The sequence below is a fragment of the Pontibaca methylaminivorans genome (genome assembly GCF_900156525.1).
GTDB classification, from domain to species: Bacteria; Pseudomonadota; Alphaproteobacteria; order Rhodobacterales; family Rhodobacteraceae; genus Pontibaca; species Pontibaca methylaminivorans.
Map to the genome: position 1 here is coordinate 1492653 of NZ_FTPS01000001.1, position 21180 is coordinate 1513832.

The 21180-nt window shown below is 68.2% G+C and carries 21 protein-coding genes; 6 read left to right on the forward strand and 15 right to left on the reverse strand.

Features of this window, described 5'->3' with window-relative positions:
- Entirely contained in the window at positions 1 to 288 is a 288-nt protein-coding gene (locus B0B01_RS07285) for a DUF1330 domain-containing protein (RefSeq protein ID WP_076649102.1), read from the forward strand.
- A 7-nt stretch (positions 289 to 295) separates the two neighbouring features.
- Here B0B01_RS07285 and B0B01_RS07290 read toward each other — a convergent pair whose 3' ends face one another.
- From B0B01_RS07290 to B0B01_RS07305, 4 genes are all read right to left on the reverse strand, one after another.
- A complete protein-coding gene (locus tag B0B01_RS07290; RefSeq protein WP_076649104.1) occupies positions 296 to 1615 on the reverse strand; it encodes a lytic murein transglycosylase in 1320 nt (439 codons plus the stop codon).
- Between the two features lie 93 nt (positions 1616 to 1708).
- On the reverse strand, positions 1709 to 3961 hold the full coding sequence (rnr, locus tag B0B01_RS07295; protein WP_076649106.1) for a ribonuclease R: 2253 nt from the start codon (positions 3959 to 3961) through the stop codon (positions 1709 to 1711).
- Between the two features lie 72 nt (positions 3962 to 4033).
- A complete protein-coding gene (locus tag B0B01_RS07300) occupies positions 4034 to 4417 on the reverse strand; it encodes a hypothetical protein (RefSeq protein ID WP_076649108.1) in 384 nt (127 codons plus the stop codon).
- 17 nt (positions 4418 to 4434) lie between these two features.
- Positions 4435 to 4680 carry a GlsB/YeaQ/YmgE family stress response membrane protein gene (locus B0B01_RS07305; RefSeq protein WP_076649110.1) on the reverse strand — a complete coding sequence of 82 codons (246 nt, stop codon included), beginning with the start codon at positions 4678 to 4680 and terminating at the stop codon, positions 4435 to 4437.
- Positions 4681 to 4951: 271 nt separating this feature from the next.
- On the opposite strand from B0B01_RS07305, the gene B0B01_RS07310 reads away from it, so the two are divergent.
- The gene (locus B0B01_RS07310) at positions 4952 to 5824 is read left to right on the forward strand and encodes an LOG family protein (protein ID WP_076649112.1); all 873 of its coding nucleotides are present in this window, start codon (positions 4952 to 4954) and stop codon (positions 5822 to 5824) included.
- Positions 5825 to 5832: 8 nt separating this feature from the next.
- On the opposite strand, the gene rlmN is transcribed toward B0B01_RS07310, so the two are convergent.
- Positions 5833 to 7023, reverse strand: coding sequence for a dual-specificity RNA methyltransferase RlmN (gene rlmN, locus B0B01_RS07315; RefSeq protein ID WP_076649114.1), 1191 nt, complete (start codon positions 7021 to 7023; stop codon positions 5833 to 5835).
- Between the two features lie 102 nt (positions 7024 to 7125).
- Entirely contained in the window at positions 7126 to 7659 is a 534-nt protein-coding gene (locus tag B0B01_RS07320; RefSeq protein ID WP_076650108.1) for an invasion associated locus B family protein, read from the reverse strand.
- Positions 7660 to 8027: 368 nt separating this feature from the next.
- Here B0B01_RS07320 and dalA point away from each other — a divergent pair, with 368 nt between their 5' ends.
- Complete coding sequence (gene dalA, locus B0B01_RS07325) at positions 8028 to 8540, forward strand: divisome-associated lipoprotein DalA (RefSeq protein ID WP_076649116.1); 513 nt, start codon at positions 8028 to 8030, stop codon at positions 8538 to 8540.
- A gap of 137 nt (positions 8541 to 8677) precedes the next feature.
- On the opposite strand, the gene B0B01_RS07330 is transcribed toward dalA, so the two are convergent.
- The 9 genes from B0B01_RS07330 to B0B01_RS07370 form a co-directional block, all read right to left on the reverse strand.
- Complete coding sequence (locus B0B01_RS07330; protein ID WP_076649118.1) at positions 8678 to 9181, reverse strand: L,D-transpeptidase family protein; 504 nt, start codon at positions 9179 to 9181, stop codon at positions 8678 to 8680.
- A gap of 97 nt (positions 9182 to 9278) precedes the next feature.
- Positions 9279 to 10505 carry a class I SAM-dependent RNA methyltransferase gene (locus B0B01_RS07335; RefSeq protein WP_076649120.1) on the reverse strand — a complete coding sequence of 409 codons (1227 nt, stop codon included), beginning with the start codon at positions 10503 to 10505 and terminating at the stop codon, positions 9279 to 9281.
- Positions 10502 to 12334: an ABC transporter ATP-binding protein gene (locus tag B0B01_RS07340; RefSeq protein WP_076649122.1), complete on the reverse strand. Its 1833-nt coding sequence runs from the start codon at positions 12332 to 12334 to the stop codon at positions 10502 to 10504. Before B0B01_RS07340 ends, B0B01_RS07335 begins: the two co-directional genes overlap by 4 nt.
- A gap of 110 nt (positions 12335 to 12444) precedes the next feature.
- On the reverse strand, positions 12445 to 13602 hold the full coding sequence (locus B0B01_RS07345) for a CCA tRNA nucleotidyltransferase (protein WP_407675241.1): 1158 nt from the start codon (positions 13600 to 13602) through the stop codon (positions 12445 to 12447).
- A complete protein-coding gene (locus B0B01_RS07350) occupies positions 13599 to 14210 on the reverse strand; it encodes a CoA pyrophosphatase (RefSeq protein ID WP_083946090.1) in 612 nt (203 codons plus the stop codon). Before B0B01_RS07350 ends, B0B01_RS07345 begins: the two co-directional genes overlap by 4 nt.
- Positions 14191 to 15159, reverse strand: a complete 969-nt coding sequence (gene hslO, locus B0B01_RS07355) for an Hsp33 family molecular chaperone HslO (protein ID WP_076649124.1) — start codon at positions 15157 to 15159, stop codon at positions 14191 to 14193. Before hslO ends, B0B01_RS07350 begins: the two co-directional genes overlap by 20 nt.
- A 90-nt stretch (positions 15160 to 15249) precedes the next feature.
- Positions 15250 to 15852 carry a glycerol-3-phosphate 1-O-acyltransferase PlsY gene (gene plsY / locus B0B01_RS07360; protein WP_076649126.1) on the reverse strand — a complete coding sequence of 201 codons (603 nt, stop codon included), beginning with the start codon at positions 15850 to 15852 and terminating at the stop codon, positions 15250 to 15252.
- Positions 15853 to 15867: 15 nt separating this feature from the next.
- Positions 15868 to 17154 carry a dihydroorotase gene (pyrC, locus tag B0B01_RS07365; RefSeq protein WP_076649128.1) on the reverse strand — a complete coding sequence of 429 codons (1287 nt, stop codon included), beginning with the start codon at positions 17152 to 17154 and terminating at the stop codon, positions 15868 to 15870.
- A complete protein-coding gene (locus tag B0B01_RS07370; protein ID WP_076649130.1) occupies positions 17151 to 18110 on the reverse strand; it encodes an aspartate carbamoyltransferase catalytic subunit in 960 nt (319 codons plus the stop codon). The genes pyrC and B0B01_RS07370 overlap by 4 nt, the downstream gene beginning before the upstream one ends.
- Before the next feature lie 141 nt (positions 18111 to 18251).
- Between B0B01_RS07370 and B0B01_RS07375 the strand changes: the two genes are divergently transcribed.
- From B0B01_RS07375 to B0B01_RS07385, 3 genes are all read left to right on the forward strand, one after another.
- Positions 18252 to 19058, forward strand: a complete 807-nt coding sequence (locus B0B01_RS07375) for a uracil-DNA glycosylase (RefSeq protein WP_076649132.1) — start codon at positions 18252 to 18254, stop codon at positions 19056 to 19058.
- A gap of 29 nt (positions 19059 to 19087) precedes the next feature.
- Complete coding sequence (gene moaB, locus B0B01_RS07380; RefSeq protein ID WP_076649134.1) at positions 19088 to 19630, forward strand: molybdenum cofactor biosynthesis protein B; 543 nt, start codon at positions 19088 to 19090, stop codon at positions 19628 to 19630.
- Positions 19631 to 19705: 75 nt separating this feature from the next.
- Positions 19706 to 21175 (forward strand): efflux RND transporter periplasmic adaptor subunit, encoded by a 1470-nt coding sequence (locus B0B01_RS07385; protein ID WP_076649136.1) that lies wholly within the window; start codon positions 19706 to 19708, stop codon positions 21173 to 21175.
- The last annotated feature ends 5 nt before the right edge of the window (positions 21176 to 21180 follow it).

Below are 21180 nucleotides of genomic sequence, written 5' to 3' on the forward strand. Positions count from 1 at the left end.
ATGGCGAAGGGATATATCATCGGTCATATCACCGTGCGGGATCCGGAGGCCTACAAGGACTATGTCGCGCTCGATACGCCGATCCTCGAGCGGCTCGGCGGACGGTTCGTGGTGCGGGGCGGACAGGCCGAGGTGGTGGAAGGTGAGACGAACGAGCGCCATGTGGTGATCGAGTTCCCGAGCTACCGCGCCGCGCTCGATGCCTATAACGACCCGGATTATCAGGCGGCAGCGGCGATCCGCCGCCGCGCGGCCGAAACCGTGATGCTGGTGGTCGAGGGGGTCTGAACCCGCCTCAGCGCAGGCGCTCGAGCAGTTGCGGCGAGGCGTAGCCGTCGGGCGCCATCCCCTGTGCGATCTGGAACGAGCGCACCGCCGAGACGGTGCGCGGCCCGATCTGCCCGTCCACCCCTTCGGTGTCGAATCCGAGCGCGGTCAGGCGTTCCTGCATCTCGATCTTTTCGTCGCGGGTCAGTGCGCGGTCATGGCGTGGCCACTCGGCCCGGATCGGGCCCTTTCCGCGCAGCCGGTCGCTCAGGTGGCCGACGGCGAGCGCATAGGAATCGGCGGCGTTGTAGCGCCGGATCACGGAAAAGTTGTCGAAGATCATGAAGGCCGCGCCACGCCCGCCCGCCGGCAGCAGAATCGCCGCCTGCCCGTGATCCGGCACCTTGTGCCCGTTTGTGTCGCGGATGCCGAGGCGGGCCCAGTCCGAGGGCATGCGGGTGATGTCGCGGTCGGCCAGGCGATAGTCGAAGCCGCGCGGCAGCGTGACCTCGACCCCCCAGGGCTGGCCCTTTTTCCAGCCGAACCGGGCGAGATAGGCGGCGGTCGAGGCCAGCGAATCCGCCGGATCGTCGGACCAGATGTCGCGCCGCCCGTCGCCGGTGAAATCCACCGCGTGTTCAAGGTACGAGGTCGGCATGAACTGGGTATGCCCCATCGCGCCGGCCCAGCTTCCGGTCATGCGGCGGGGCGGGATGTCGCCGTGCTGGATGATCGTCAGCGCGGCGATGAGCTGATCCTCGAAGAAGGCGGCGCGGCGCCCGTCATGGGCGAGCGTGGCCAGCGAGGTCACGATGTCGCTTTTGCCGCGGTGGCTGCCGTAGGAGGATTCGAGCCCCCAGATCGCCGCGACGACCTCTTTTTCCACGCCGTAGCGGGATTCGATTGCCGCCAGCGTGCGGGAATTGTCCTGGATCGCCGCCTTGCCGTTGCGGATCCGCGAATCAGAAACGGCGCCGTCCAGATATTGCCAGATCGTGCGCGAGAATTCGGACTGGTTGCCATCGCGGGCGACGATGTCGGGGTCGGGGCGCACGCCGTCGAAGGCCGCGTCGAAGGTGCGGGCGCTGATCCCTTTGCTCAGGGCGCGCTGGCGGAAACTGCCGACCCATTCCCGGAAATCGCGGATGATATCGTCGCCTGCCTGTCTGGTCATGACCACCTGCCGTGCCGCCGGGCGGAGCGACTGCGCGAGCGTCGGGCCGGGCATCGCGACGCGGATGGCCTGCGGCGGGCGTGTCTCGGGGCGAAGCGATTGCTCGACCGCCCCGGCCGGCATGCCATGGATGAGGAACACGCCGAAAAGCGCGGCGCCTGCCTGTCGTTTCATGTCTGTCCCCGGTTTTCCGGTTTTTCTGCTCGCGGGCAGCATAGCGCCGAATCGCGCGGACACCAAAGGGTTTGAGCAGGCCCGGCAGCGATTTCAGCGGCGCTTGCGGAGCACCTTGCGCTTGTGCTTTTCGGCCTTGCGGGCGGCATGGACGGGTTTGCGCCGGGGGGAGCGCCCCTTCGGGCCGGCAGGGCGGGGCAGCGGTTTTCCATCGAGGTCGAGCAGTTCGAATTCGAGCCCCCCGCTCACCGGCGCCGCCTGCACGAGCCGCACGGTGACGCGCTGACCGATAGCGATCACAGCGCCGCTGTCGGCCCCCATGAGCGTCCCGTTCCGCGCATCGAGGTGGAAATACTCATGCCCGAGCGAGCGCACCGGCACCAGCCCGTCGGCGCCGGTCTCGTCCAGGGTGACGAACAGGCCGAAACGGGCGATGCCGCTGATCCGGCCCGGAAAATCGGTTCCGAGCCGTTCCGAGAGATAGGCGGCAAGGTAGCGGTCCGTGGTGTCGCGGTCGGCCATCATCGAGCGCCGCTCGGTGTCCGAGATATGGGCCGCGACCTGTTCCAGCCGCTCGGCCTGTTCGGGGGCAAGCGCGCCCCGGCCCCAGCCATGGGCCGTGATCAGCGCCCGGTGCACGACGAGATCGGCATAGCGGCGGATCGGCGAGGTGAAATGGGCATAGCGTGGGAGGGCGAGCCCGAAATGGCCGAAATTCTCGGGCGAGTAATAGGCCTGCGTCATGGCCCTGAGCGTCGCCATGTTGATGAGGTCGGCATCCTCGCGCCCCGTGGCTTGCGACAGCAGCGCGTTCAGGTGCCGCGTCTGCAGCACCTGTCCTTTCGCGAGGGTAAGGCCCGAAGCGGCAGCGGTTTCGCGCAGCGCGTCGATCTTTTCCGGTGCCGGTTCCTCGTGTACGCGGAACAGCAGCGGCTGGCGGCGCGCGATCAGCGTCTCGGCGGCGCAGACATTGGCGAGCACCATGAATTCCTCGATCACCCGATGCGCATCGAGCCGCTCGCGGAAGTTGACCGAGGTGACCTTGCCTTCGTCCGAGAGCATGATCCGCCGCTCCGGCAGGTCGAGGTCGAGCGGCTGGCGCCGGTTCCGCGCCGCGTCGAGCGCGCGCCAGGCGGCAAAGACCGGCTCCAGCACCGGGGCGAGCAGCGGCTCGGTGCGTTCGCTCGTCTCGCCGTCGATGGCGGCCTGCACCTCTTCGTAGCTGAGCGAGGCGCCCGAACGGATCAGCACCCGGTGAAAGCTGTGGGCGACCCTGTTGCCCTCGGCGTCGATGCGCATCTGCACGGCGATGGCGGGGCGCGGTTCGCCCTCGATCAGCGAGCAGAGATCGGCCGAGAGGCGCTCGGGCAGCATGGGCACGACACGGTCGGGAAAATAGGTCGAGTTGCCCCGCTCCAGCGCATCGCGGTCCAGCGCCCCGCCGGTATGGACATAGGCGGCGACATCGGCGATCGCGACCCAGATCACATGTCCGCCCTTGTTGTCGGGCGCCTCGTCCGGCCAGGCGCAGCAGGCATCGTCATGGTCACGGGCGTCCGCGGGGTCGATGGTCACAAAAGGCAGCGCCGTCAGATCCTCGCGCCCGTCGGGTCCAAGCGGCAGCAGCGCCTCGGCCTCGGCAAGGGCGGCTTCGGAAAAGCGGTCGGGGATGCCGTGCTGGTGAATCGCAATCAGCGACACGGCCTTCGGCGCCGTCGCATCGCCGAGCCGCTCGAGCACCCGTGCCTTCGGCAGGCCGAGCCGATCCCGGCGCCCGGACAGTTCCGCCTCGACCAGTTCGCCGTCGGTCGCCCCGCCGGCGGCTTCGAGCGGCACGATCCATTCCTTGTGCCGGCCCTTGTCGATCGGCACGATCCGTCCGCCTTCGGCCCCGGTGCGGTAGATGCCGAGCACGGTTTCCGGGCTGAAGCCGATGCGGCGGATCACCCGCGCCTCGTAGTTGTGATCTTCGGCATGAACCACCGAAAGGCGCGCGAGGATCCGGTCGCCCTCGCCCAGCGCCGGATCCGAGTCGCGCAGGCGCAGCAGCACGATGGGCTCGACCCCCTCGCCGCGCCATTCGAGCGGACGTGCGAAAAGGTCGCCCTCGGCATCGGGCGCAAGCACCTTCAGCACGCTCACCGGTGGCAGGCGCTCGGGGTCGCGATAGCTCTTGCGGCGTTTTTCCAGGTGGCCCTCGTCCTCGAGCTCGTGCAGCACGCGCTTGAGGTCGATGCGGGCCGCGCCCTTGATTCCGAACGCCTTTGCGATCTCGCGTTTGGAGGCGAGCGAGGGATTCTCGGCGATCCACTCGAGGATCTCGGCCTTGGTCGGGATACGCGTCATGACGCTTCCCTACCACGGCCGCGCGGGCGCGTCATGAGCAAAGTCGAGCCCCCCATCCGGGTGGGGGCGCTATCAGCCGCCGGCCCCGTTCGTCCCGGTTCCGGCATCCTCGGGCGCGCCGTCGAAGAACGGTGTCATCTGCGCGACGATCACCGCGTTTTCGTCCATGGCGCGCTGCATCAGCGCCGCCTCTTCGCTGTCGATCTCGTGACCCAGTGCCTCGCGTTCCGCGCGGGTGCCGTAGCCGGTCACGTCAAGCGGCGCGGTGCCGGCCTGTTTCAGGACGGCGACCGTTTCGCGCACCGCTTCGGCCTCGTCCACGCCCGAGGCATAGACCATGAGCGCGGCCCCGGTCGCCTTGTCGGGCAGGCCGTCGCCCGGTTTGCGCCCGAGCTGAACCAGCAGGGTGAACACCTGCTGGCGCGAGCCCGAAGCGGTTTCCGCCCGTTCGGCCATGACAACGCCCCGCGCCGTCAGCGTGAAATGGCGCGCCAGCCCCAGATCAGCAGGCAGGCCCCGACCAGCCCGACGATCAACTGAGGAATCCAGGCGTTGGCGGCGTAGATGCCGACGATACTGAGTATCCCGTTCAGCACCACCGCGCCGACGATGCCGAGCACGATGTTGAGCAGGATCCCGGTGTTCGCGCTCATGATCATGCTGGCGATCCAGCCGGCGAGCCCGCCGACGATGATCGCTCCGATAAAGCCGATGCCCATTCTGCGTTCCTTCCCTGACTGTTTGCGGCCGCACTGATGTTCGTGCCTCTTCCGGCTATAAGCGCGCAGCGTGCCCGAGGCAATCATGGCCGTGTCGAACGCGCCCCGGCCGGCGGCGAGAGCACCGGCTGCGCAGCCCCGTGGCGCAGATCGGTGACGGGTGTTCGGTGATGGGGGCCCGTGACGGGGCGGTGATTGGGGCCCCTGATGGGGGTTGAAGGCATGCGGGCGATGGGTCAGGAATGAACGCATTGAAACGCAAGGATCTGCGATGAAAGACGACCGCCGGAGCCGCTTCCGCGATGCCCATTCCGACCGGCAGGCTGCCGGCGGAGTGCCAGACACGCCCCAGACGCGCAGCCCGGCCTATCGGCTGGCCTTTGCCGATGACGATTTCCTCTGCCGCAAGGAACTGCGCCCGGTGCGGCTGCAGCTTGAACTGCTCAAGCCGCAGATGGCGCTTGACGAGATGGGCATCAACAGCACCATCGTGCTGTTCGGCGGCGCCCGCGTCCCCGCGCCCGAGCTTCGCCACGAAGCCCGCACGCCGGTGCTGGCCTCGCTCGCGGAATATTACGAGGAGGCGCGCATCTTCGCCCGCCGCATCACCCAGCGATCCCTTGCCGAGGGAGGGGCCGACAACATCATCTGCACCGGCGGCGGACCGGGCGTCATGGAGGCCGGAAACCGCGGCGCGGCCGATGCGGGCGGGATCTCGATCGGGCTCAATATCGTGCTGCCGCATGAGCAGGCCCCGAACGCCTGGGTGACGCCCGATCTGGCCTTCAACTTTCACTATTTCGCCATCCGCAAGATGCATTTCCTGATGCGGGCGCGGGCGATCTGCGTGTTTCCTGGCGGATACGGCACCCTTGACGAGACATTCGAGAGCCTCACCCTGATCCAGACCGGCCGCATGGAACGGATTCCCTTCCTGCTGTTCGGGCGCGAATTCTGGGAACGGATCATCAACTGGGAGGCGCTGGCCGAGGCCGGCACGATCTCGGACGAGGATCTCGACCTGTTCCGCTTCGTCGAATCGGCGGAAGAGGCGATCTCCCTCATCGACAACTGGCCGGACAGCGGCGAGCGGCGCTCAAGCATCCCCGACCTGCCCCAGTCCTCGCCGACCGGCGGGGCCTGACGAGGGGGTCAGCCGGTGGTGGTGCCGGTCTCGGCGGCGATCTGCGCCCGGCTCTTGCGGGCGCGTTCGGTCGCGGATTTGAGCTGCCCGCAGGCCGCCATGATGTCCTCGCCGCGCGGCGTGCGGATCGGGCTCGCGTAGCCGGCCTTGTAGATGATGTCGGCGAATGCGCGGATGCGTTTTTCGGGCGAGCGGCGATAGGGCGCGCCCGGCCATTCGTTGAACGGGATGAGGTTGATCTTGGCCGGGATCCCCTCGATCAGGCGCAGCAGCCGGCGTGCGTCCTCGTCGCTGTCATTCACCCCGTCGAGCATGACATATTCAAAGGTGATGCGTTCGGAATTGGACAGTCGCGGATAGGTTCGCAGCGCGTCGAGCAGCGCGGCGATGTTCCATTTGCGGTTGATCGGCACCAGCGTGTCGCGCAGCTCGTCAGTGGTTGCGTGGAACGACACCGCCAGCAGGCAGCCGATCTCCCGCGCCGTGCGCTCGATCTCGGGCACGACCCCGCTGGTCGACAGCGTGATGCGCCGGCGCGAAAGCTGGATGCCCTCGGCATCCATGGCGATCTTCATCGCGTCGCGCACGTTCTCGAAATTGTAAAGCGGCTCTCCCATGCCCATGAGCACGATGTTGGACAGGAGCCGCGTTTCGTCCTTGGGCGCGCCGGGGGTCGGCCATTCGCCCAGGTCGTCGCGCACCACCATGACCTGGCCGATGATCTCGCCCGCGGTGAGGTTGCGGACGAGCTTCTGCGTGCCGGTGTGGCAGAAGGAGCAGGTGAGGGTGCAGCCGACCTGGCTGGAGATGCAGAGCGTGCCGCGATCCGCCTCGGGGATATAGACCACTTCGACCTCATGCCCGCCGGCGATCCGCACGAGATACTTGCGCGTGCCGTCGCCGCTCAACTGCCGGCTCACGACCTCGGGCAGGGCGATCGTGAACTGTTCGGCAAGCCCGGCGCGGTAATCCTTGGCAAGGTTGGTCATCTGCGCAAAGTCGCGCACGCCCCACTGATAGATCCACTGCCAGATCTGGCTGACGCGCATCTTCGCCTGCCGCTCCGGCGTGCCGGCGGCGATCAGCGCATCGCGCATCGCCTCCCGCGTCAGGCCGACAAGGTTCACGCGCCCCTCGCTCTCCGGCAGCTTGCGGGGGAAGGTCACGACATCCTGCGTGATCGGGGCGGTTGCGGACATGGCGTTACCTGTGCGGTTCGGGGGCGCGGGGCTCCCGGGGCATATGGGGCGCTCTGCCCCCTTGTCCAAGGTGGCGGTGCTCCGGTTGCTGGTGCACCCGGCCTATTTCGAGCAGCGCGCCTGCGCGTCATCGACCGCCGCGGTGAACCCCATGAGCGAGAACGTGTCCCTGGTCTGGGTGCCCCGGCTCGACCGCGCGGTCAGCACGGCATCGCTGCCCCGTTTCATGGCGGCGACGATCTTTGCATCGTCATCCGGGCTTGCCGGCCAGGCCCATTCGCCATCGCTGAACAGTTCGAAGGACTGGCTGCCCACCTTCAGGTCCACGGTCGATCCGCTGGCGAACGGATAGCCGCCGGTGAATGTCACCTGACCCTTTACCCCGGCGGTCGGACGATAGAACACGAACAGCAGGATATCGCCGCGCCGGACCTCGACCGCGCGGCCGTCGCGGGTGTTTTCGGTCTTGGTGGGGGCGGAAACGCTCCAGCATTCGGTGGGATTGTCCTCGACGAAGACGCTCCAGTCCGATTTCCCGGCCACCCGGTTCGTGCTCTGCTGCTGTGCCGGCAGCGCGGTGGCTGCGACAACCAGCGCGAGGCCCGCGGCCATCCCACGGACGAGTGATGATTTCATGTATTCAGCCTCCAGACTGTCCTTGACCTCAATTCCCCCGGAAAACGCCTTGCGAGCCTTGCCGGCCGTCTGAAAATGGCGCTGCCGCATGGATGCCGGTAAGGCAGCCACGGGCAGCACCCTAGCGCATCTAGCATTTCCGTTGAAAGAGCGGAAGGACGCAATCTCGCCAAGTTGTGAGGCGACCCGCCCCGCGCGGATTCAACCCCGTGGTGGTCGTTGCGGCCGATGAAATGTGTGTCCTGGGCAACAGCCTGCCGTCATCGGTGCGGCGCAGGCGCGGTCCGGACCCGCGCCCGGTGCTTGACGTTGCCATGATCCGAGGTGCGCTGTAATGGCATATGGCAAAGACTCACTCGGGGTATGACATGACACGTCTGCTTTCTCTTTTCCTGGTCCTCATTCTTGGTCTGTCAGCCTGTTCCGGGCTGGAGCCGGTGCAGCTTGGGCCGGATGGAAAGCCGCTGCCGCGCCCCTATCAGATCCGGCCGGGCGACACGTCGCGGATCCAGTTCGGGCTGCTCGATTCGGTCAACTCCCTGCGGAGCGCGGCCGGCCGGCCCGAGGTGCAGCTGAACGCGCGCCTGAACGCCGCCGCCGAAACCCATTCGCGCGACATGGCGAATCAGAACCGGCCCTGGCATTTCGGGTCGGACGGATCCTCGCCCTTCGACCGCGTACGTCGCGCCGGCTATGAGGGGCGGATGCTGGGCGAGAATATCTCGGAAAGCTACGAGACCGAGCACCAGACCCTGAGCGCCTGGATGGAAGATCGCAGCACCCGCGACGTGATCCTTGACCGGCGCGCCCGCGATCTGGGCTTCGGCTGGTATCAGGAATCGGGCGGCAAGATCTGGTGGACGTTGCTCATGGGCGGCTGAACCCGCCCGCACCAGCGCACTTGCCTGCTCCGGCTTGCATTTGTCCCGCTTCGGCCGGATATGTGGGTCGCCTGAACGGGACGTGACCCGTTGATGACGGGGCGGCCACAGGGGCCGCCCGATCCGGTGCCTGACCTTCAGGGCATCAGAAAGACCGGCGTGCCGTCGCGCACCATGGCGTAAAGCTGCTCCATCTCGCGATTCTTCACGGCGATGCAGCCCGCGGTCCAGTCGCGGCGGCTGATCGCGCCGGCGTTCGGCTCTCCGTGAATGAAGATGTCGCCGCCAGGGCTGCGGTTGAAGGCGCGCGCCGCCTCGATATCCGCCGGGCTCGGATAGGAAATCCCGAGCGACAGATGATAAAGGCTGTTCGGATTGCGCCGGTCGATGAAATACAGCCCCTCGGGGGTTCTTCCGTCCCCTTCGAACTGCTTGTGGCCGACCGGGGCAAAGCCGAGGTCGAACTCCACATCCTTGATGACCTGATCGTTGTTCAGCAGATACATCCGCCGCTCGCCCTTCTTGATGATGACCGATGTCACCTCGGGGCCGTTGTAGGTCTGGAACTTGGTCGGCTTGCGGCTGCAAGCACCAAGGGCGAGCGCCGTTGCGGCGCCCAGTGCGAAATGTCTCCGTTTCATTTTTTTACTGTCTCTGCCTCGTTCTATCCTTGGAATACAAGGGCCCGGACAGAAATCAAAATCAAATTTGTTACGGAACGGTGAATGCCGCCGGACATCATGCCGCGCGGGTGAAGCTCGCGACCAGCTCGACATGGGTCGACCAGCGGAACTGATCGACGATCCGCACCCAGTCCAGCCCGTAGCCCGCATCGCGGAGCTTGCGGGCATCGCGCGCGAAACTGACCGGGTTGCAGGAGACATAGGCGATGCGCGGAATGGCGGAGTCGCCGAGCGCCATGGCCTGCGCAATGGCGCCTGCGCGCGGCGGGTCGAGCACGGCGGCATCGAACCCGCGAAGCTCGCCACCCGCGAGCGGTGCGCGGAACAGATCGCGCGCCTCGGTGGTGACGTGTTTCAGCCCCGCGGCATGACGCCAGCCCTCGTCAAGCGCGGCCAGCATCGCCGCGTTGCCCTCGACCGCGTGAACCCGCGCATCCACGGCCAGCGGCAGGGAGAACGTGCCGCAGCCGGCGAAAAGATCGACGATCCGCGCGGCGCCATGCACCACCTCGCGCACCGCCTCAAGCAGCGCCGATTCGCCCTCGCGCGTCGCCTGCAGGAAGGCACCCGGCGGCGACGTGACCCGGGCCGGGCCAAAGACCTGCCCGGGCCGCGCGGCCAGGGCGACGGTTTCGCCCTCCCATGTGAGGCGGGCAAGGCGATGGCGCGCAGCGATGGCACCCAGCGCGGCCCGCAGCGGCCCGTCAGCCGGCTTGCCGCCCTTCACCGCCACATCGAGCCCGTTTTCCGAGGCGGTGACGGTCACCGCAAGCGCGCTCTTGCGGCTCGCCCCGACAAGTGCAAGGTCTTCGGCGCCGCCGCGCCCGGCCAGCACTTCGGGCAGCAGCAGATGGCAGTCGGGAATCGCGGTGATCGCATCCGAGGCCCGGCCGTGAAACCCGGCGAGCGCCCCCTTGCGCGTGCGCCGCACCGCGAATGTCGCCCGTCGGCGCGAACGGGGCGGCGACGTGACGGTCGGGCGCAGCACCGTCGCAAGCCCCTGTGCCGCGAGCGCCTCCTGCACCACCTCCTGTTTCCAGCGGGCGGTGAAATCGTCACTCGCGTGCTGCAACTGGCAGCCGCCGCAGGTGTCGTAATGCGGGCAGGGCGGCGTGATCCGCTGCGGCGACGGCGACATGATCGCGATGTCGCGCAGGCGCTCGCCCTCGCGCCGCCCGCTCACGGTTTCGCCGGGCAGGCAGCGCGGCGCAAAGATCGGCCCCGGCGCGATCCCGTCGCCCAGATGGCCGAGCCGCTCGATCAGCACGGTTTTGCGCGTCATTCGGCCGCTTCGGCGCGGATGAACCCGCCCGACTGCCGGTTCCAGAACCGCGCGTAAAGTCCGCCGAGTTCCAGCAGTTCGTCATGGGTGCCGCTTTCGGCGATCCGCCCGTGATCCATCACCACGATGCGATCCATCTCGGACAGCGTCGAAAGCCGGTGCGCGATGGCGAGCACCGTCTTGCCCTCCATCACCCGGTGCAGGGCGGTCTGGATGGCCGCCTCGACCTCGGAATCGAGCGCGCTCGTGGCTTCGTCCAGCACGAGGATCGGCGCATCCTTGAGGATCGTCCGGGCAAGGGCGATGCGCTGGCGCTGGCCACCCGAAAGCTTTACGCCGCGTTCCCCGAGATGGGCCTCATAGCCGCGCCGGCCCTTGTGGTCCTCCATGAGTTCGATGAAATCATGCGCCTCGGCCTTCTGGGTGGCCTCGATCATCTCGTCATCGGCGGCGTTCGGGCGACCATACAGGATGTTGTCGCGGGCCGAGCGGTTGAACATGGCGGTTTCCTGCGTGACCACGCCGATCTGGCGGCGCAGGCTTTCCTGCGTGACCCGTTCAATATTCTGCCCGTCGATGCGGATCTCGCCCGATTCGGGGTGATAGAGCCGCAGCAGCAGCGAAACCAGCGTCGATTTCCCGGCCCCCGAAGCGCCGACAAGGCCAAGCTTTTCGCCCGGGGCGATCACCAGATCCAGATTGTGAACGCCCCCGATGCCGCGCCCGTAGGTAAAGGACACGTTGTCGAAGGCGATCGCGCCCCGCGGCACCTCTAGCTCGGGCGCCGCCGGGACGTCACGGATGCGGCGCCTCGGCGTCAGCGTCTTCATGCCGTCCTCGATCTCGCCGATGTTGGAATAGATCGCCATCAGGGTGAAGCTGACCCAGCCGGTCATCTGGGCGATGCGGATCGCGATCGTGCCGGCGGCGACGATATCGCCGGTGCTGGCCTGCCCCCGCTGCCAGAGCCACAGCGTCGCGCCGATCAGCAGCACCGGCAGGGCCCCGGACAGGATCGTGAGGCAAAGCCGGAACAGGGCCGAAATCATGCCGAAATCGAGCGCCCGACCGCGATAGTATTCCATCGCATCGAGCGCCTCGCGGTCCTCGTGTTCGTCATGGGCGAACAGCTTGACCGTGCGGATATTGGTGATCGTGTCCACCACATGGCCCGACACCATCGCCCGCGCCCCTGCGCGAGATCCGGCGCGCTTGCGCACCCGGGGCAGGAAGAACGAGATCAACAGCCCATAGGCGCAGAGCCAGCCCAGGAACAGCAGCATGGTGGCCGGCTGGATCGCGGCAAGAAGCAGAAGCGCCCCGGCCAGCGATGCCAGCGAATAGGCGACCACGTTGATGACCTCGGCCGCCACGTCGGTCACGGCGCGTGCGGTCTGCATCTGCTTCTGGGCGATGCGCCCGGCGAAATCGTCCTCGAAAAACGCCACCGCCTGCCCGAGCGTCCAGCGATGCAGCCGCGACAGCACGAGCGGCAGCACGTTCGGCTGGACGATGGCCGAGTTCGACGTGGCCGAAAGCCCCGAAAAGATCGGGCGCAGAACCAGGAAGAACGCCGCCGCCCCGACCAGAAGAATCAGGTTCGAACCGTCGAAAAACTCCTCCGGGCCGCTGGCCTGCGTGGCGTCGATCACCCAGCCGAGGATCAGCGCCGTGGCGGCCTCCAGCGCGCCCGCTGCCCCCGAGAACAGCGCCGCGAGCCAGAGCGCCGGCCAGCTTCCCGACAGGCACCAGCGCATGAAGGCGGACAGCGTTTGCGGCGGCGGCCCCTTGGCGGGGCGAAAGGCGTCGATCAGGTTTCCATATTTCATGATGCCGTCACTTTTCTGCCGGGAACCGTGCCCGGGGCATGTCTGTCCGCCTCCCACGCCGCCCCTTGTCCACGGTTTTGCCGGCTTCAACAAGCAGGCAGTGGATGCTGTCACGCAAGCGCAAGGAGCGCCTCGCGATCCAGCGCGAAATCCGATGCGATCCAGCGTCGTTCGAGCGTTTCGAGCCGCGCACCCAGGTCGGGCCCGGAGAACCGCGGCATGAGATCCCTTGCCGCGACCGGGAAGTCCTGTTCCGCGCCGCGGACAAGGGCGGCTTTCCAACCGTCCGGCAGATCGGCGCCGCTCATGGCCGCCCGCAGCAGCAGCGCATCGCGCCCCGCCTCCGGGCCGTGCCGATAGCCAAGTTCCGCCGCGCCCATGGATCCGGTGGCGGCGTCGCGCATGACGGCCATGCGCCGCCGGTCGCGCCGCGCAAGCCGGAGTTCCGCGAGTTCCGCCCCCCACCCGAGTGCCGCAAGGCGGCGCAGCGCGTCCGGCTCCGCCCCGGCCTCCTGCTCGAGATGCACAAGCGGTGCGAGCGGCGCGTCATCGGCACCGGGCAGCACCGCGCGCAGCACACCGCAGGCGCGCATGGCCGCGCAGGACCGCACCGGATCGGGCGCCGCCAGCAGTTTCAGGATCTCGGCGGTGATGCGTTCGCGCGACAGCCGTGCCAACCCGTCGAGATTGCCCGCGATTGCTGCCAGCGCCTCCGGGTCCGGGCCCTGATCGGCGTCACCATACCAGGCGTGCAGGCGGAAATAGCGCAGGCTGCGCAGGTAATCCTCGCGGATGCGGGCCGCTGCGTCGCCAATGAAACGCACCCGCCGCGCGCGCAGATCCGCAAGGCCCCCGAGCGGGTCGATCACCTCGCCGTCCGCGCGCGCGTAAAGCGCATTCATGGTGAAATCGCGCCGCGCCGCATCCTCGGCAAGGCTGCCCGAATAGGCCACCACCGCGCGCCGCCCGTCGGTGGCAAGGTCGCGGCGGAAGGTCGTCACCTCATGCGCGTGCCCCTTTGCAACGAGCGTCACCGTTCCATGCGCAAGCCCGGTCGCCACCGCCTTGATCCCCGCCGCACGGGCGAGGCGTATCACGTCTTCGGGCCGCGCGTCGGTGGCGATGTCGATGTCGCTGACCGCAAGCCCGAGCAGGGCGTTGCGCACGCAGCCGCCGACGAACAGCGCCTGGGCGCCCTGGGCCGCGAGCGCCCGCATCACCGCCTGCGTGCCCGGATGCACGAGCCATTCGCCCGCGACGCGCGTCACGGTGCCATCCTTTCGGCGAGCGCCCGCAGCATCCGCGCGGTCGCGCCCCAGATGTAATAGGGCCCCCAGGGAACGATGAAATAATGCCGCCGCACCCCGCGCCAGAGCCGCGATTCGATCAGGTAGTTCGCGGGATCGAGAAGGTGCGAAAGCGGCACCGAAAAGACCTCCTCGACCTCGCCGGGTTCGGGGATGATGGGGAAATCCTCGCGGATCACCGCGACCACCGGGGTCACGCGGAAACCGGTCACCGTCTCATGCGCAGGCAGGTGGCCCAGCACTTCGGCGCCCATCTCGGGCAGGCCGATTTCCTCGCGCGCCTCGCGCAGGGCGGCGGCGGTCACGTCGGGGTCGCTTTCGTCCTGCTTGCCGCCCGGAAAGGCGATCTGCCCCGGATGGTGCCGGAGCAGGGACGAGCGTTTGGTCAGGATCACGCGCGGCGCGGCCCCGTCCAGTTGCACCGGCACCAGCACGCCGGCAGGGCGCAGGATGCGCCCCGCCTCGAGCACGGTTTCGGGGTTCAGGTCGAAATCCGACGAGGGCGCACCCGGGCGGGCAAGCGCGCGGCGCAGGGCCGATGCGGTATCGTCACTCAGCAGAGCCGTCATGGTCGAATCCGACCGTTGCCGGATCAAGCTCGTAATGGGCGCCGCAGAACTGGCAGTCGGCGGTCACGCGCCCCGCATCCGTGGTCATGCGGCCGATGTCGCGGGCCGAATAGATCGACAGGCTCTGCCGCACGCGGGCCTCGGAACAGGTGCAGCCGAAGCGCACCGCCTGCGCGTCGAAGGCGCGCGGCTGCTCTTCGTGGAACAGGCGCACCAGAAGGTCGGTCGGCGGCAGGTCCGGGCCGATCAGTTCGTCGCGCTGCACCGTATCGAGCAGGATATTGGCGCGGTTCCAGTTCTCCATCGCATCGCCATCCAGGAGATCCTGCGCCGAGACGAGCCCGCCGGTGCCCTCGCGACTGGCCATGAGCGGCGAGGCCTTGGGCATGTGCTGGAGCATCACGCCCCCGGCGCGCCAGTTTCCGCCCTCGCGTCCGAAGCTCAGCGCGAAACGCGTCGGCAACTGTTCGGACTGGGCGAAATAGGCCTCGGCCGAATCCTTGAGCGAAGGCCCGACCAGCGGCGTGATGCCCTGATAGGGGCGCATGTCCTCGCCCTGATGGATCAGGATCGCGAAATAGCCCTCGCCAAGCTGGGCGAAGGGTTCGTTCCCGCTCAGGCGGTCGGCGTCGAAACTGGCATAGGCGCGGATATGGGCGGCCTCGCCCTCGCGCTCGGGGGCGAAGTAATCGGTCGCGATCATCCGCACCGCGCCCTTGGTCTGCACCTGCAGCGAAAGCTTCCAGCGCAGTTTGACGGTCTGGCCGATCAGCGCCGTGAGCAGCGCCATCTCGGCCACCAGCGCCTCGACCGGCGCGGGATAGGCGTGTTGCGCAAGAATTTTGCCCAGCGCGCCGTCAAGCCGCGCCACCCGGCCGCGGATGTCGGAGGCGTCGAGTTGAAAGGGCAGAACGCTGTCGTCCCATGCGAGTTTTGATCCGAAAGTCATGGAAATCCTTTTTGCCGCTGAAATGGCATTTGGTCGCTATATAGGCAGCGCACGCGCCGTTGAAAGAGGCGCGTGGCAGAGCCGCGGGGGTCAGCGGCCGATGCGCGGCTCGGTCCCGGCGGCAAGGCGGGCGATATTGGCGTGGTGGCGCCCGACCACGAGCGCCGCCAGTAACAGCGACAAAAGGAACATGTCACCGGGGCCGAGCAGCAGCACCCAGAGCGGCGAGGCAACCACCATCGCCAGCGCCCCGAGCGAAGAAATCCGCGCGATCAGCACCGTGACGAGCCAGGTGGCGCAGCAGACCACCCCGACCGGCCATGAGAGCGCCAGCCAGACGCCGATGAAGGTCGCGACCCCCTTGCCGCCGCGGAACCGCGCCCAGACCGGCCAGCAATGCCCGACCAGTGCCGCGAGCGCGGCAAGCTGCGCCGCCGCCTCGCCGGCGAATGCGGCCGCCAGCCAGACCGCGACCGTGCCCTTGGCTGCGTCGAGCAGCAGCGTCGCCGCCGCCGCACCCTTGCTGCCGGTGCGCAGCACATTGGTCGCGCCGGTGTTGCCGGAGCCGATCGCGCGAAGGTTGCCGAGCCCGAGCATGCGCGTGAGCAGCAGACCGAAGGGCACCGAGCCGAGCCCGTAAGCGATCAGCCCCCAGAGGATCAGTTGCAGAAGGGTCGCATCCATCACGGGCATGGCATTACCGGCATGTCAGGGCCTCTGATAGACGGTGCGGCCGGCGACCAGCGTCGCAAGCACCCGCCCCTGCAGGCGCGCCCCGTCAAAGGGCGTGTTGCGCGATTTGCTGTGCAGCGTCTCGCGGTCCAGGACGAAGGGCGCGTCCGCGTCGAACACCACAAGGTCCGCAGGCGCACCGCTCGCAAGCCGCCCCGAAGGCAGCCCGAGGCGGCGCGCCGGATTGAGCGCCAGCGCCCGGAACAGCGCCGGCAGGGAAATCTGCCCGCCATGGACAAGGCGCAGCGCCGCCGGCAGCAGCGTTTCCAGCGCCACCGCGCCGCTTGCGGCCTCTTCATAGGGCAGGCGCTTGGATTCCTCGTCCTGCGGCGTGTGCATGGAACTGATGATGTCGATCAGCCCCTCGCGCAGCGCCTCGACCACGGCAAGACGATCGTCTTCCGCCCGCAGCGGCGGCTTCAGCTTGAAGAAGGTGCGATAGTCGGCCACGTCGAATTCGTTGAGCGTCAGGTGATGAATGCCGGTGCCGGCGGTGATGTCGAGCCCGTTTCGCCGGGCGCGCGCCAGCGCGGGCAGGGCGCGGGCGGTGGTGATCTGGTCGGCGTGATAGCGCGCGCGCGTCATCTCGATCAGGGCGATGTCGCGGTCGAGCCCCATGCGCTCGGCCATGGGCGAAACGGCGGGCAGGCCGTAGAGGCTTGCGAACTTTCCCGAGGTGGCGGCGGCGCCGCGCGACAGGCCGGGTTCCTGCGGATGGGCCATGACCAGCGCCCCGCAGGAGCGCGCATAGGCGAGCGCCCGCGCAAAGACCCGCGTGTCGGAAACCACGTGGTCGCAATCGGTAAACGCCACCGCGCCGGCATCCATGAGAAAGCCGATCTCGGTCATCTCGCGCCCCTGCCGGCCCTTGGTCAGCGCGGCCATGGGCAGCACATTGACCGGGGCGGCGGCATTGGCGCGCCGGCGCACGAATTCGAGCGTTTCGGGCGTGTCGATCGCCGGGATCGTGTCGGGCCGGGTCACGATGGTCGTGACCCCGCCCGCCGCGGCGGCAAGCCCGGCCGAGCCGTAGGATTCCTTGTGCCGCTCGCCCGGTTCGCAGACCTTGACGCCGATATCGACGATCCCCGGCGCAAGGCAATGGCCGGCGCAGTCGATAATGGTGGCGCCCTCGGGCGCGGGGTCTTGCGGCGCGCCCCGGCCCTCGATCAGGCCCCCGCGCACAAGCAGGCTGCCCAGGGTGTCGCTTCCGGCCTCGGGGTCGATCAGGCGGGCGTTGCGGAACAGGATCGGCGCGCTCATTGGCCGGCCTCCGCTTCCGCTCTGGCGCCGGCGCGCAGGTTGCGGGCCAGCAGTTCCATTGCCGCCATGCGCACCGCGACCCCCATTTCGACCTGATCCTTGATGACGCTGCGGTTGATGTCGTCGGCAAGCGTGCCGTCGATCTCGACGCCCCGGTTCATCGGCCCCGGGTGCATGACGATGGCATCGGGTTTCGCCAGCGCAAGCTTTTCCGCATCAAGCCCGTAACGGTGATAATATTCGCGCTCGCTCGGGATGAAGCCGCCGTCCATGCGTTCCTTCTGCAGGCGCAGCATCATCACCACATCGACCCCGGCAAGCCCCTCGGCCATGTTCTCGAACACCTCGACCCCGAATTCGCCGATCCCGGCGGGCATGAGCGTCGGCGGGCCGATCAGGCGGATGCGGTTTTCCATCTTGCCGAGCAGGAGGATATTGCTGCGCGCCACCCGCGAATGGGCGATGTCGCCGCAGATGGCGACGCTCAGACGATGCAGCCGCCCCTTGGCGCGGCGGATCGTGAGCGCATCCAGCAGGGCCTGCGTCGGATGTTCGTGCCGCCCGTCGCCGGCGTTCAGCACCGCGCAGTTCACCTTCTGCGCCAGCAGATCCACCGCTCCCGACTGCGGATGGCGCACCACCAGCAGATCGGGGCGCATGGCGTTCAAGGTCAGCGCCGTGTCGATCAGCGTTTCGCCCTTCTTCACGCTGCTGGCCTGCATGGCCATGCTCATCACGTCGGCGCCAAGGCGCATCCCGGCGAGTTCGAAACTCGCCTGGGTGCGGGTCGAGTTTTCGAAGAACATGTTGATCTGGGTGAGCCCGGCCAGCACGTCCGAATGTTTCGCGGGCTGACGGTTCAGCGTCACATATCGCTCGGCCAGGTCGAGAACCGTCACGATGTCATCCGGGGAAAGGTGCTCGATCCCCAGAAGATGGCGGTGGGCGAAGGTCATCCGAAGGGCTCCGGCGCGGGCTTGCGTCATCCGCGGTTATAGGAACGGGCGCCTGACGGGGCAATAGGGCGCACCATTCCCGGCACCCGCGCGCGGCCCTGCCGCTTTCCGAGCGCGCAAGGCAGGGCTATCATGACGGGTATGGAATCGAGACTCGACCCGGAAATCGCGCGCGCGCTGCTGGAATGGCAGTTCGACATGGGCGTTGTCGATGCGATCGGCGACGCGCCGATTGATCGTCGCGGCCTGCCCGGGACGCCCCCCGGGGCCGCGCGGTCCGGCCCAATCGCCGCCGCCCGGCCGCCCGCCCGCGATCCGGGGCCTGCCGCGGGGGACGAGCCCGCGTCCGAATCCGAAACGTCGCCGCTGGCGGTGGCGGAACGTGCCGCCGCGGATGCGCGCAGCCTCGATGACCTTCGCGCGGCGCTTGCGGCTTTCGAGGGTTGCGAGTTGAAGAAAGGCGCGCGCAATCTTGTCTTTGCGGACGGGACCGCGCCGGCGCCGGTGATGATCGTCGGCGAGGCACCGGGGCGCGACGAGGACCGCGAGGGCCGCCCCTTTGTCGGTCAGGCCGGAAAGCTTCTCGACCGGATGCTGGCCGAGATCGGGCTGTCACGGCAGGAAAACGTCTATATCACCAATGTCCTGCCCTGGCGTCCGCCGCAGAACCGCACCCCGACCCGTGAGGAAATCGCGATGCTGCTGCCCTTTCTGCGCCGCCATGTCGAACTGGTCGCGCCCGAGGTGATCGTGGCGATGGGCAACACCAGCATTCAGGCGCTGCTGGGCAAGACCGGCATCACCAAGCTGCGCGGACAGTGGACCGAGGCGCTGGGCCGCCCGCTGCTGCCGATGCTGCACCCGGCCTATCTGCTGCGCAATCCGATCGCCAAGCGCGAGACCTGGGCCGATCTGCTGTCGCTGTGGGCGCATCTGCACGGCGCCTGAACACGGAACACCGAAAGGAACACGAATCCATGGCCGGACTTGACGAAAGCCGCCCCTTCATCCCGGTGCGCATTGCCGTGCTCACCGTCTCGGACAGCCGCGATCTGGCGCAGGACCGCTCGGGGCAGATCCTGGCCGACCGGCTGCAGGCGGCGGGCCATTCGCTGGCCGACCGCCGCATCATTCCCGACGAGCGCGAAGAGATCGCGGCGCAGCTTCGCGCATGGATCGCGGATCCGGGGGTGGATGCGGTGATTTCGACCGGCGGCACCGGGCTGACCGGGCGCGATGTCACGATCGAGGCGCATCGCGACGTCTATGAAAAGGAGATCACGGCCTTTTCCGTCGCCTTCACCGTGATCTCGATGGAAAAGATCGGCACCAGCGCGATCCAGAGCCGCGCGACCGCGGGCGTTGCCGGGGGCACCTATCTGTTCGCGCTGCCCGGCAGCCCCGGCGCCTGCAAGGATGCCTGGGACGGGATCCTCGCGCGGCAGCTCGATTACCGGCACATGCCCTGCAATTTCGTCGAGATCATGCCGCGGCTTGATGAAAAACTGCGACGGAAATAGCCGGCTGCTGCGTTAAGACAGGTAGCAGGGCCCGCGAACGCGGGCGCGAGGGGCAGATCTGCGGGCGAATCCGGCATGCGTTTTCTGAGACAAGGCCTGTTTGGCGTTTTTCTGGCGGGGCTTGTGCTCGCGCTGCTGCTGTTTGCCGGACAACTGGTGGTGGGCGCGATCCAGAGCCGCCTGTCGGCCACGCCGCATCAGCCGCCGTCGCGCGAACGGGAATTCACCGTGAATGTGCAGACCGCCGCTCTGGGCGACGCGGTGCCGATCCTGCGTGCCTATGGCGAGGTGCAGAGCCGCCGCACGCTTGAACTGCGCACCGCCGTCGGCGGGCGGGTGATCGAACTGGCCGATGCTTTCGAGGAAGGCGGCGCGGTCAGGGCCGGGGAGGTTCTGCTGCGTATCGACCCGGCCGATGCCCAGGCCGAGGTCGATCGCGCCGAAAGTGACCTGATGGATGCGCGCTTCGAGGTGCGCGACGCCGAGCGCGGGCTTGAACTTGCCGAGGCCGAACTCGCCGCCGCCGAGGATCAGGCAGAGTTGCAGAACCGGGCCGCCGACCGGCAGCGCGACCTGCAGGAACGCGGCGTCGGCAGCACCGCGCAGGTGGAGGCCGCCGATCTTGCCGCCGCCGCCGCGCGCCAGTCGGCGCTGGCCCGGCGCCAGGCGCTGGCGCAGGCCGAGGCGCGGATCGACCAGGCGCAGACGCAACTGTCCCGCAGCGAGGTCGCCCTTGCCGAGGCGCAGCGCAACCTGCGCGAAACCACGGTGAGCGCCGGCTTCGACGGCACGCTTTCGGATGTGACCCTGGTCGAGGGGCGGCTCGTCACCGCCAACGAACAGCTTGCGATGCTGGTGGACCCGGATGCGCTCGAGGTCGCCTTTCGGGTCTCGACGGCGCAATACGCGCGCCTGCTCGACGATTCGGGCCGGCTGATTGCCGCCCCGCTCACCGTCGCGCTCGAGGCGGCGGGGGTGGAGCTTACGGCAAGCGGGCAGATCAGCCGCGACGGCGCGGTGAGCGGCGAAGGGCAGTCGGGGCGGCTGCTTTTTGCCCGGCTCGACGATCCGCGCGGTTTCAAGCCTGGCGATTTCGTCACCGTCCGGGTCGAGGAGCCCGCGATCGCGCAGGTCGCGCGCCTGCCGGCCTCGGCCTATGACGCGGCAAGCCGCACGGTGCTGGTGCTTGGCGACGACAACCGCCTGCAGGCGCTCGAGGTCACGCTGATGCACCGGCAGGGCAACGAGGTGCTGCTCGCGGGTGCGGAACTGGACGGACAGGAGGTCGTCATCGGGCGCACGCCGCTGCTGGGCGAAGGAATCCGGGTGCGGCCGCTGCGCGACAATGGCGCCGACCCGTCCGGGGATGGCCGCGAACAGGCCATGCTGGAGTTGAGCGCCGAGCGGCGGGCCGAGCTTGTCGCCATGATCGAGGCCGATGCCACATTGGCCGAGGACGATCGCGCCCGGCTTCTCGCGCAGCTTGACGCGCCCGCGGTGCCGGCCGCGGTGGTGCGGCGCATCGAGCGCGAACGGGGAGGCTGAGAGCT